The 11,183-nt window shown below is 45.7% G+C and carries 11 protein-coding genes and 1 pseudogene; 10 read left to right on the forward strand and 2 right to left on the reverse strand.

Annotated features, from left to right (window positions below):
• Window positions 1-81 precede the first annotated feature (81 nt).
• The 7 genes and pseudogenes from QUB77_RS29370 to QUB77_RS29400 form a co-directional block, all read left to right on the forward strand.
• Window positions 82-198, forward strand: a pseudogene (locus QUB77_RS29370) (IS630 family transposase); the annotation flags it as partial.
• 30 nt (window positions 199-228) lie between these two features.
• Window positions 229-1,242, forward strand: a complete 1,014-nt coding sequence (locus QUB77_RS29375) for a pentapeptide repeat-containing protein (RefSeq protein WP_333180461.1) — start codon at window positions 229-231, stop codon at window positions 1,240-1,242.
• 352 nt (window positions 1,243-1,594) lie between these two features.
• Window positions 1,595-1,909, forward strand: a complete 315-nt coding sequence (locus QUB77_RS29380; protein ID WP_333180445.1) for a hypothetical protein — start codon at window positions 1,595-1,597, stop codon at window positions 1,907-1,909.
• 129 nt (window positions 1,910-2,038) lie between these two features.
• Window positions 2,039-3,766 (forward strand): succinate dehydrogenase/fumarate reductase flavoprotein subunit, encoded by a 1,728-nt coding sequence (locus QUB77_RS29385; RefSeq protein WP_333180444.1) that lies wholly within the window; start codon window positions 2,039-2,041, stop codon window positions 3,764-3,766.
• 191 nt (window positions 3,767-3,957) lie between these two features.
• Window positions 3,958-4,803, forward strand: a complete 846-nt coding sequence (locus tag QUB77_RS29390) for a pentapeptide repeat-containing protein (RefSeq protein WP_333180443.1) — start codon at window positions 3,958-3,960, stop codon at window positions 4,801-4,803.
• A gap of 124 nt (window positions 4,804-4,927) precedes the next feature.
• Complete coding sequence (locus QUB77_RS29395) at window positions 4,928-5,152, forward strand: hypothetical protein (RefSeq protein ID WP_333180442.1); 225 nt, start codon at window positions 4,928-4,930, stop codon at window positions 5,150-5,152.
• Window positions 5,152-5,433, forward strand: coding sequence for a type II toxin-antitoxin system mRNA interferase toxin, RelE/StbE family (locus QUB77_RS29400; protein WP_333180441.1), 282 nt, complete (start codon window positions 5,152-5,154; stop codon window positions 5,431-5,433). Before QUB77_RS29395 ends, QUB77_RS29400 begins: the two co-directional genes overlap by 1 nt.
• Before the next feature lie 40 nt (window positions 5,434-5,473).
• Here QUB77_RS29400 and QUB77_RS29405 read toward each other — a convergent pair whose 3' ends face one another.
• Together QUB77_RS29405 and QUB77_RS29410 are read right to left on the reverse strand one after the other, a co-directional pair.
• Entirely contained in the window at window positions 5,474-6,361 is an 888-nt protein-coding gene (locus tag QUB77_RS29405; protein ID WP_333180440.1) for a Uma2 family endonuclease, read from the reverse strand.
• Window positions 6,362-6,617: 256 nt separating this feature from the next.
• A complete protein-coding gene (locus tag QUB77_RS29410; RefSeq protein ID WP_333180439.1) occupies window positions 6,618-7,526 on the reverse strand; it encodes a tetratricopeptide repeat protein in 909 nt (302 codons plus the stop codon).
• 582 nt (window positions 7,527-8,108) lie between these two features.
• Between QUB77_RS29410 and QUB77_RS29415 the strand changes: the two genes are divergently transcribed.
• The 3 genes from QUB77_RS29415 (at window position 8,109) to QUB77_RS29425 (ending at window position 11,145) form a co-directional block, all read left to right on the forward strand.
• Window positions 8,109-9,356: a hypothetical protein gene (locus QUB77_RS29415; protein ID WP_333180438.1), complete on the forward strand. Its 1,248-nt coding sequence runs from the start codon at window positions 8,109-8,111 to the stop codon at window positions 9,354-9,356.
• A 489-nt stretch (window positions 9,357-9,845) separates the two neighbouring features.
• The gene (locus tag QUB77_RS29420) at window positions 9,846-10,505 is read left to right on the forward strand and encodes a transposase (RefSeq protein ID WP_333180437.1); all 660 of its coding nucleotides are present in this window, start codon (window positions 9,846-9,848) and stop codon (window positions 10,503-10,505) included.
• Window positions 10,477-11,145 carry a transposase gene (locus QUB77_RS29425; RefSeq protein WP_333180436.1) on the forward strand — a complete coding sequence of 223 codons (669 nt, stop codon included), beginning with the start codon at window positions 10,477-10,479 and terminating at the stop codon, window positions 11,143-11,145. The genes QUB77_RS29420 and QUB77_RS29425 overlap by 29 nt, the downstream gene beginning before the upstream one ends.
• Window positions 11,146-11,183: the final 38 nt, after the last annotated feature.

The following is an 11,183-nucleotide window of genomic DNA, read 5'->3' on the forward strand; positions in this document are numbered from 1 at the left end:
TTCTTTTGTATAGCAACTCCTCAGACAATTGTGGTGTAAACTAAGAACCATCTTTTTTGTTGCAGAGCGATCGCACCACTCATGGCAAAACCCTACAGCTACGATCTACGCCAGAAAGTCATTCCAGCAATCAAGCTCGATTGCTTAAAAATTATTGCCCTCTGGCTAAAGCGACAAGACCAAACAGGAAGCTTTCTAGCTGGGTTGCCAGTAGCTACTGCTCTACTTGTGGCTTCCCTGACTTTGACAAACCCAGCTTTTGCCGCCAACCCGGAACACATCAAGCAACTGTTAGAAACAAAACAGTGCAAAGGTTGCGATTTAACAAACGCTCAATTAAAGGGTGCGAGTCTGGAGGGGGCTAATTTGGCAGGAGCTAACTTAGAAAATGTATATTTGTACCAAGCTAATCTTGTCAATGCTAATCTTAGCGGTGCTAATGTCAGATCGGCTGACTTAGGAGATGTCAACATGAGAGGAATTAACCTGAGCGGTGCTGACTTGACAGATACCAATCTTAAAGGCAACGATATGACGGGCGCTAATTTAGAAAATGCCAACTTATCTGGAGCTATTTTAAAGTGTAATAAAACAACTCGAACTAGACTGACTTATGCCAACCTCAAAAAAGCTAACTTGACTAAGGCCAATCTCAAGGGAGTATCGCTGATAGGTGCAAATCTCGCAGATGCCAACCTTAGCGAGGCAGATCTGACTCCTGACAGTTATCGTGCGGGGAACATAATCTATGTTTCTCCTGCCTATCTCAGCGGTGCTAACTTGAGAAACGCCAATCTTAACAAGGCTAAGTTAAAGCGCGCTAATTTATATAGAGCTAATTTGAATAATGCCCTTTTAACTAACGCTAACCTGAATGATGCTACTTTGTCTAGAGCTAATTTGAATAATGCCATTTTAACTAATGCTAACATTAGTTATGCTAAGTTGGAAATGGCTCAATTAACGGGAGCAGATCTAACGAAGGCTTCTCTAAGGATGACTAACATGGAAGGAGCAAATTTAATTAAGGCCAACCTCAGTAATGCCGATCTTGTGAAGTCCAAACTTGTTGATGCTAACCTAACAAATGCTATTTTAAAATCAGCCAGATTGGTAGATATCAACATGAGTAGAGCTAACTTAACTGGGGCAGACCTCAGCGGTGCCCAAATGAGTAAAAATAACCTCTGTGATGTCACAATGCCAGATGGCACAAAAACTAAAGAAGGTTGTGGCAACTGATATCGAACTCTAACTGTCGCCAAAAGAGAAAAGTTAAGTTGATTTATTTGATTTGAACTTGGATGGAACAATGCCGATGTTCGCCCAAAAGTCGAATTCGTAAACAGCTAGATGAGTTTGATTACTTACTCCCTGCGATCGCAGATGTCTTACGCCTTGCGTCCTAACACGGGCGGTTGCTATATTGACGGAAAGCAACAATTTATAAAGTCTTGTTGCGACTTCTGTAAAAATGCTTAAAATAGCCCCCAAACCAAGCTAGGGTAGCTAAACTGATAAATCTACAGCGCCAATTGACGCGCTGTCAAAGTATTTTTGGACAAGTCGTAATAGCAATCTCGCGAGGCATCAAATGAATAACCTCCAAAACTATCGCCTTAAATGTACCCTCACCTTTGGCGACATTTACGGTCAAATCATTGTTTGGCTGATAGTCATCTTCCTAAGTCTAGCTTCGGCACTGGCCTTGTGGAGTAGCGCCCGCCAAATCTTCGCCTTGGCTACCGTCGGCTTGATTTTAGTGCTGTCTCTGCCCTTCTTGCTGTTTGCTTTCGTTACAACTCTGCTAAATAACATTGAAGTGCTTGCTGTAGAACCCGGTACGGAAACTCAACCTTCTGCAACGGGAAATCAGTCCAATCAGCAGCCTGTCGAAAGCGCCGGCTAGTCCAATTTGAAATTTTAACTTTTGATTTTCCATTTAAATCAAAAGTTAAAAAACTTCCTGCTCTTTTGGTAGGAAGTTTTTTTTTGCGTCACGATAAGTTGAGCAGAACACTCAAAATAATTCAAAAAAATGCTAGAACACGACGTAATCATTGTAGGCGGCGGTTTAGCAGGTTGCCGCGCCGCAGTAGAAATTGCCCGGACTGACCCCAGTTTAAAGGTAGCTGTCGTCGCCAAAACTCACCCGATTCGATCGCACTCGGTCGCAGCCCAAGGTGGCATGGCCTCCAGCCTCCAAAATGTCGATCCCGAAGACAGTTGGAAAGCCCACGCCTTCGACACAGTAAAAGGTTCAGACTATTTAGCCGACCAAGACGCGGTAGAAATCCTCACCCGCGAAGCCCCAGGTGTAGTCATAGATTTAGAACACATGGGAGTCCTCTTTTCCCGCCTCCCAGACGGCAGAATTGCCCAGCGCGCTTTCGGCGGACATTCCCACCGCCGTACCTGCTACGCCGCCGACAAAACCGGTCACGCCATCCTCCACGAATTAGTCAACAATCTGCGCCGTTACGGGGTTCACATCTATCAGGAGTGGTATGTCACCCGCCTGATTTTGGAAGAAGGCCAAGCTAAAGGGGTAGTTATGTACCGCCTTCTAGACGGTCAAATTGAGGTTGTCCGTGCTAAGGCGGTGATGTTTGCTACGGGCGGTTACGGCCGAGTTTACAATACCACGTCAAACGATTACGCCTCCACCGGAGACGGTTTGGCGATGACGGCTTTAGCTGGATTGCCGCTGGAAGATATGGAATTCGTGCAGTTTCACCCGACGGGTTTGTATCCCGTGGGAGTGTTGATTTCCGAGGCTGTGCGGGGCGAAGGCGCTTATTTGATTAATTCAGAGGGCGATCGATTTATGGCGAATTATGCCCCGTCGCGGATGGAATTAGCGCCCAGAGATATCACCTCGCGGTCAATTTCCATAGAAATTCGTGCCGGCCGAGGAATTAATGTTGATGGTAGTGCTGGCGGCCCCTTTATCTACCTCGATTTGCGGCACATGGGACGCGAAAAAATCATGAGCAAAATTCCTTTTGCTTGGGAAGAAGCCCACCGTTTGTTAGGAATTGATGCCGTAAATCAGCCGATGCCCGTCCGCCCTACCGTTCACTATTCAATGGGAGGAATTCCTACTAATGTTAGCGGGCAAGTTCGCAGCAGTCCTGAAAGTTTGGTAGACGGTTTCTTTGCAGCGGGGGAAGCAGCTTGCGTGTCGGTTCACGGCGCCAACCGTTTGGGAAGTAATTCCCTGTTGGAATGCGTCGTTTACGGCAAAGTTACTGGCGCAACCATAGCACAATTCGTACAAAATCGCAAGTTGCCTGCCGTAGACGAACAGCGTTATATCCAGGAAGCAAAAGAGCAAATTCAGGTTCTTTTAGAACGTCCCGGAAAATACCGCATTAATCAAATCCGGCAGCAGTATCAAGATACTATGACTGAGTATTGTGGCGTATTTCGTAGCGCCGAATTGATGCAGGAAGGTTTAAAAAAATTGGAGGATTTAGAGCGACAATATGAGGAGGTTTATTTAGACGATAAAGGCAAGTTGTGGAATACGGAAATTGTGGAAGCTTTGGAGTTGCGGAGTTTGATAATTGTCGGGAAAATGATTTTAACTTCTGCTTTAAACCGGCAGGAAAGTCGGGGAGCTCATTCGCGGGAAGATTTTACTGAGCGCGATGACGGCAATTTTTTGAAGCATACAATGGCGTATTATTCGCCTGCGGGGATTGATTTGGCTTATATGCCGGTGGCGATTACGATGTTTGAGCCACAGGAGAGAAAGTATTAATTTGTAGGGTGGGCAATGCCCACCTTACTAATAGTCTGGTCAGAGAAGTAAACACAATCTACTAACTTGGTCATTTATTAAACTTTGGGATATGACTGTAAACTTGGCAGTGTTATACTGCTTTGATAGGGTATAATTCCCAAGTTTTTGGAGTTATACCGCACCGATAAGCAATTAATCTGCTGTGAATTATGAACTCTGAGGAATTGTTGCAGCGTTACTCTGCTGGAGAGAGGAACTTTAAAGGAGTCAATTTGGTGAGAGCGAAATTGCACGATGCCAATTTAGAAGGAATTAACTTGCATAGTGCTAATCTCTACTCCGTTCGGTTGCAGGGTGCTAATCTGGAAAGAGCAGTTTTGGATAATGCAAGGCTAGATAATGCCGAGCTAGAAGGAATTAACCTGGAGAATGCTAGCTTAGTCGAAGCCGATTTGAGTGAAAGCACCTTGGAGATCGCTAATTTGACTAACGCCGACATGAGAGGTGTTAAACTATATGAATCTAGTTTGTATTATGCCTGTTTAAAAGGAGCGAACTTAAGAGGAACTCAAGCAGCTTCCGCTGGGTTCAATGGTGCTAACTTGAGAGAGGCTGATTTGCGAGACATTGAATTATTTGATGATTGTTCCTTAGAAGGTACAAATCTGATGGGGGCTGACTTGAGTGGATCTCAGTTGGAGTATGTAAAACTCAATAGATTTCTTTACGACTCGGAAACAACTTTTGACGATAGATTTACTCCTCATGCAGGTGGAATTTATATTGGGGCTGGAGCAAATTTGAAGGGGATTGATTTGACAAATGCCGATCTAAGCGATGCTGATTTGAGTGATGCTGATTTGAGTTTCACAAATCTGAGCGGAGCTGATTTAAGTGGGGCTATCCTCTTGCGAGCCAATTTAGAAGGCGCCAATTTAGACTATACCGATTTAACTGACGCTAACCTCGAACAAGCTAATTTGATTGATGCTCAGACTCGCATGACTATCTTTGGCAATACTGTTATGCCTGATGGTACTATGTTGCTACAATGATTGAGAATTAATTTGAAACTCATCAGGGAAATTATCGACATCACAAGTAAAAAATGCTATCTTAGGATAAGTATTGCTAAAATAAATAAAAAATATCGTGGTTCTAAACAGTTAAAAATAATATATGAGTAAAAGGACACAGACATCTCAATTCCAGCAAGCTCTTGAAGCTGTAGAAGTTTTATCATTAGAAGATCAAGCCATGCTTCTAGATATTCTTCAGAATCGTCTGCGACAACAGCGACGAAATGAATTACTCAAGGAAGTGGCAGAAGTTCGTCAAGAGTATGCTGAGGGCAATGTTAAATTTGGGTCGGTAGCCGATTTTATGGCGGAGTTGGATGATTAATGAAAATTGGTTGGACTCCCAAATCTCTTCGTTCTTTCAAAAAGTTAGTTCGTAAAAATCCTCAGCTTCGCCCTTTAATTGAAGCAACCATAGAACTGTTGTCTGAAGACTGCTTTCACCCTAGCTTGCGAACTCACAAACTGGCAGGAGATTTATCGGGTATCTGGTCGTGTTCAATAGATTATGATTATCGGATTTTATTTGAGTTTGTGACCGATCCAGAAGATGAAGAGGAAGCTATTTTATTGCTCAAAATGGGTTCTCATGATGAAGTCTATTAAGACCGATCGCCCTTTTCCCCCATTCTCTCTCATTATCTCACTATCCAGCATTCTGCGTCACTTCCTCCACAGATAAACTTAACGCCTCTGCCACCTGTTCGGCACTCAATCCCATTCCCAACAACCGGGGAATTGCATCCCTTCTTGCCTGAAATTCAGCTTGTCGTGCCTGCTGTTCACTGTCGGCTCGCAATCTTTCTTGTTCGGCTCTTTCCCGCTGTTGTTCGCCTCGCAATCTCTCCAATTCGGCTCTTTCATCACCAATCAACAGCAAATTACCTTCCTCGTCCCACCAGCGCAGCCAAAGCATGGTTTGATTTTGATAACTGCCTTGCCAAAGTCCCAATTCTATGCCTAAAGATGCAATGGAAAAATGACCGCGTTGATTGAGTTCTAACAGTTGATAATACCCCCCAATCAACCGATAAACTTCTAATCGACCGCTGTTAATTTCATAGATGCCGTAATAGGGAATTCGCATCACCTGTTCGTACACCCAAAACTTTCCGGGTTTCGTTACCACACCTTGATCAGTGCGCGATAAAGGAGTACGATCGCGCTCTTCATCTCCGTTCCCGCTAGCAAATTCCAAAGCAATTAACGGTGCTATGTGTTCCCGCCACAGCACGTAGGAACGCCGAATTTGACCGTCTAAATTAGGAGGTACATTGGGAACGTAAAACCAATCAGGAGCTTCTGCACCTTTTTCCGGCGGTTCAGTTTCTCGCCAGTAAATGCCGCAGTCTTGACCGATCGCATATTGTCCGTCAGGATGCCGCTGCTGCAAAATCTGACCGAGCGAATCAGTTAAAATTAAACTTTGCGGATGCTCCTGAAAATTTTTCACAAAAGTACCGTCTGACTCTGGTAATTGAGTGTGGTCTGGAAAAGCAGGAGGTAGAACAAAGCGGTTAACGCTAGTAGTCATAATTCCCTCCGAGGTCTTACATAATTGGTAATTAGTAATTGGTAATCGGTAACAGGACGCTGGGCGCGAGGACTCAGAAACCCGGTTTCGACCTGTATCTGTCGCCGTTGAACCAAGATTTATCGTAGAAACCGGATTTCTTTTCCTAAGTTCTGCGTAATTAGGAATAAAGCGAGTAGTTTTGAGTTTAAATTATTGAGTTTTTCACTTAATAATTTTTCACTGACCACTCAAACTTTTTCACTAAAAACTTTCCTTAAGGTGTCGGTAGCGCACCTTCTGGACTAGGAGAAGCAGCCGGTTCGGGAGTCGTCGTAGCCGCAGGAGAAGGCGAAGGAGTGCCACTAGCTAACTGATTTATTTGGTCTTTATAGTTAGGAGGAGCTAACTCAGTAGCTCGATCGAACAGCGTTTTTGACTCATCTGTTTTGCCCTGTTCCTTCAACACGATCGCCTTTCCTAAAGTCGGGCGAAAATCTTTGGGATTAGCCTTAGCAGATTCGTCGTAAATTGCGATCGCCTCCTCGTAGCGCTTCTGCACAGCATAAACCTGTCCCAAAATCAACTGCACCGAAGTTACATCAACACTTTCCGGTTTCGCCAGATTGGCAGCCGGAGCAGCCTTCAGCGTATCTTGCAGCAGTCCGATCGCAGCTTCCGGCCGCTGCTGCACCAGCAGCAAATTCACCAACCCCTGCAAAGCCTTAATTTCCCCAGGCTTAGACGCTAAAATTGACCTGTAAGCTTGAGCAGCCCCTTCGCGATCGCCCGTGCGTTCCTTAGCTTGAGCCAGCAAAATTCCGTATTCAGTAGTCTCAGGATTCAGCGAAGCCAACTTTTCCAAAGGAGCGATCGCATCCTTAATGTCCCCCACTCCTTGGCCGATCAACTCCAGTCGCACCTGCAACAATCCCCGCAAAGCCGTTACGTTGTCAGGTTCCCGCTGCAAAACCAATTCGTATCCCCTAGCCTGAGCTTGCAGCAACTCTGATTGCTTCTCCCCTGACTGCGCCGTTTGAGTAGGCGTTGGAGTTGACGTACTTTGGGCTTGGCTGGCCTTGAGAATACTGTCCAAAATGGGAACCAGAGAAAATCCCAAAAAAGCGATGAGCGACAGCACCACCACCACAGTAATCAACCCACGACGCTTATTTGCTTTTTCCATAATTCAACTATCCCAGCTTAAAATCTACTATTTTCTAAGAATTAACGCATCGCCCGGGGGCGTCTGCCATTTAACTAGATCCATGCAACCATAAAAGTTCTTAACTTCAAAGTCCGAACGGACAAAGCAGCCTTTTACTTGCAGCTAATATGGTAACAGACCCACAACTCCATGCTAGCTAAACAATTTTGGACACTCAGACCCCCAGCCCCAAGGACTGCGGTGTCTGTCCAATTTAGTCTGGTCAAGCTAAAAATTACCGAAAATATGGCGGATCAGGCCGTTAGGTAATTGGATTAAGTAAAATAGGCAAGCTGAATATCCTAAATGCTATTAGCCAGCAACTCCAGCTCAGCGCGATCGCAGGATCGATCGGTCAGCAACTCCCACAGTCCTTGCTCGCAAGGATTTTAGCAGCCAGCGAACCGATCGGCACTCGTAGCGTTGAAAGTTGGCGTTGACGGGTCACAACCAGACCTCCGGGCGCAAGCCCCAAGTCAGGTGCTAGTAGTTTTTAAAGCAGTTTCTTCAGTTTATTCCTAATTTCCCTTAAGGGATGTGTCTCCGCTGCAAGGAGTTTTTATGAACCCCTCTCCCAACCGGTCTTCCAAATCGTCCAAATCTACTTCTACTCGCAAGGCTCAGCCCAGCGAACAGGCCGTCAATCCGCCTAAAGATACAGATTCCATTCCTGAGACACCAGACGAAAGTTCGGTACCTTCGGCGTCGGCTGCACCTGTTGACCCAAATCAACCGGCAACGCCAACAGACGCCCCAGCGTCCAAGGATAAGCTGCAACGACCACGCTACAGTTCTGCCCTCGACAAGGACAAAACAAAGCCACAAGACCAGCCCAGCAATGCTCCTGCACCCCCGGCGCCAGCAGCATCGTCGGCACCTGTCAGCGATACTCCAGCCCTAGCAGTCGCACCGCCCGCAAACGGGGAGCCTCCCGCTAACGAAAGTCCGACCGCTGAGGACATACCCTCAGTCATGCGCCAACATCCCATTCCCCCCCCCAGCGAACCCAGACAGTACCGAGCTGTTGGTTTGGTGCGGGGCCGCTACACGCCATCAGAAGAGCAATTCACTCGGGGTATGCTGATAGCTGCCGACGGAACTGCCATCGATGCAGTTTTGCTGGGTAGAGTCATGAGTTTAGTCAAAAACCACCTGGAGCTGGAACAAGAACACTTGTGGGTGGTCTATCCTCGCACCAGGCAAGAAGACGGCAACTTGCACGCCCAGATTATGGGGGTTTGGGAACCGGAAACGCTCAAGAAACCTCCCGAACCGTCCTGTGATGAGGAAAATCAGGAAGCAGCGGAGATTGAGGCTAGCGGCGAAGCATCGACCGCATCTTTGCCTCCCTCGGAACCTGATGTTGAAGATGGGTATTTTTCGATTAGAGGTGAGGTGATTTATCAATCCCAAGACCAAGAAAAGTATGTCATCGTCAAAATCAAGCAAGCTCCCCGCAAGAATGACGACAAGATGAAGTTTTTTAAGCTAAAACTCAAGGGAGATTTAGGAACAAAGGCGATCGGGTTTTTTTGGGATTTCCACGTCAAATTGAAAGCTGACAGTCTGATGATTGAGCAGGCTAATAATATTGGGGCCCTGCCGATTAAAAAGCGGAAATTCCCCCCTGGCAGCAAGCCGCCCGGTGGCTTCAAAGGAGGAGGGAAGCGTCCGTTTACTCCTAGGCCCAGCGGTGACGGTGCTCCTATAGGGCGTCCTACCATCAAGTCCGCAGCAGCAGCACCACCGCCTGTCCCGAAGGAACCTCTTCCTAAGCCGGTTAAGAAGCCTAAGCCGATCGAGGAATAAAAAATAGTGAAAGTAAAAATGCAAGATTAAAGGTTAAAACAACCTTTAATCTTGCATTTTTACTTGAGCGGCTTATGGTACTTCTGTACATAAGCGAGTAGGCTCTGCGCTAGCACCTCGCCAATTTGGACAGGAACAGCGTTTCCGATTAAACGACCCTGTTTGCTGAAAGAGACACGCTCGCTAGGGCGTCGGTTCAGTACCCAGAGTTGACAGAACCGGATAACTATGATAAGTGAAGTAAGAACCCGGTTAAACTCTAACAAGTTTTGAGAAAAAACCTTATGCGTCCTCCAAGATGGACTCCTGCTGTTGAACTATCAGCCTCAGAAGAGGTGATTATCAAGCGTATCATTCATAGCCAAACTATTTGCCTTTCTTCGGCTCAACCGTCTATACATATTTAATGATGAGTTCCAAGATGAACTAGCTACAATTTTTAAAGACAGTACAGTTGGGTACAGTCCAGTACCCCCCGCACAACTTGCTTTGGCGACTATTCTTCAAGCCTACCTAGGAATTTCTGATGATGAAGTGATTGAAGAAATGCTGATGGATAAACGTTGGCAGTTAGTTTTGGATTGTTTAGAGTGCGAAAAAACTCCCTTCTGTAAAGCCACCTTGGTGAGATTCAGAAAGGCTTTAATTAAAAAGGAGCTTGACCAGCGTTTAATTGACCGGACTGTAGAAATCGCTAAAGAAAAAGGTGGATTTGGCTCATCTCAACTAAGAGTAGCATTAGATTCCTCTCCGTTATGGGGAACAGCTAAAGTAGAAGATACCTATAACCTATTGGGTCATGCTCTTCGTAAGGCCGTGAGTGTGATAGCTGTCCAGCAGGGGAGGGGGCTGGCAGAAATTGCCCATGAATTAGGTACTTCAATTGTTAGTGGTTCCAGCTTAAAAACTGCATTAGACTTAAACTGGGATGACCCAAGAGAGCGTCAAAACGCGCTTTCAATTATCCTAAATAGCTTAAATTCCGTAGAAGAATGGATGCAATCCCAGTCTGAGCCTAATGAATTTGAAGTGGCACAATCGACTCTAGTTGTTGCCCGAGTCATTGAATCTCAAAATGTGACCTTAGACTCTCTCTTGAGTTCCTACTCTCAGCAAAGGGGTGGCAAAAGACCGACGCATTTCTATTGAAGACCCCGATATGCGACATGGACGGAAAAGCAGCTCTCAGAAAATAAATGGATATAAACGCCACGTTCTCAAAGATTTAGATATAGGCGTAATTCGGGCTGTGGCTTTGACGAAAGCGAATACTCCCGAATCTGCTGCTACAGTTGACATTTCCAGAGACTTAAAATTCCCACATACTCAGCTATCTGAATTACATATTGACCGCGCTTACTTATCTAGTCACTGGGTCACCGAGCGCTCTGAAAACTTAAAGATATTTTGTAAGGCGTGGCCGGTCAGAAATTTTGGCCGTTTTGATAAAAATGCTTTTGTTTTTGATTGGGAACATAATTTAATTAGCTGCCCCAATCAAGTAAGTATCCCCTTTGAACCGGGAAAAGTTGTTCATTTTCCTCAGCAGGCATGTGCCGTTTGTCCAAAGAGAGAAAGCTGCACGAACAGTCAAAAAGGACGGAGTGTATCGATTCATCCTGATGAATTGTTAATGCAAGAGTTACGTGCACGTCAATCCACTGCTATTGGTCGCGCTCTACTCAGACAACGCACTACAGTTGAACACGCTCTGGCTCATATTGGTCATTGGCAGGGGAACCGTGCCCGTTATAGAACCCATTTGAGATCTAGGAAGCTAGCCTCTTAATCATCAACCTAATAAAACAAAGATTCATCTTGGCAGTT

Origin of the sequence: Microcoleus sp. AT9b-C3 (assembly GCF_036705485.1) — a bacterium.
Classification (GTDB): Bacteria; Cyanobacteriota; Cyanobacteriia; order Cyanobacteriales; family Microcoleaceae; genus Microcoleus.

Coding starts and splice junctions, on each gene's coding strand:
- QUB77_RS29380 (WP_333180445.1), top strand. CDS start 1,595: ATGAATAACCTCCAAAACTATCGCCTTAAATGTACCCTCACCTTTGGC.
- QUB77_RS29385 (WP_333180444.1), top strand. CDS start 2,039: ATGCTAGAACACGACGTAATCATTGTAGGCGGCGGTTTAGCAGGTTGC.
- QUB77_RS29390 (WP_333180443.1), top strand. CDS start 3,958: ATGAACTCTGAGGAATTGTTGCAGCGTTACTCTGCTGGAGAGAGGAAC.
- QUB77_RS29395 (WP_333180442.1), top strand. CDS start 4,928: ATGAGTAAAAGGACACAGACATCTCAATTCCAGCAAGCTCTTGAAGCT.
- QUB77_RS29400 (WP_333180441.1), top strand. CDS start 5,152: ATGAAAATTGGTTGGACTCCCAAATCTCTTCGTTCTTTCAAAAAGTTA.
- QUB77_RS29405 (WP_333180440.1), bottom strand. CDS start 6,361: ATGACTACTAGCGTTAACCGCTTTGTTCTACCTCCTGCTTTTCCAGAC.
- QUB77_RS29410 (WP_333180439.1), bottom strand. CDS start 7,526: ATGGAAAAAGCAAATAAGCGTCGTGGGTTGATTACTGTGGTGGTGGTG.
- QUB77_RS29415 (WP_333180438.1), top strand. CDS start 8,109: ATGAACCCCTCTCCCAACCGGTCTTCCAAATCGTCCAAATCTACTTCT.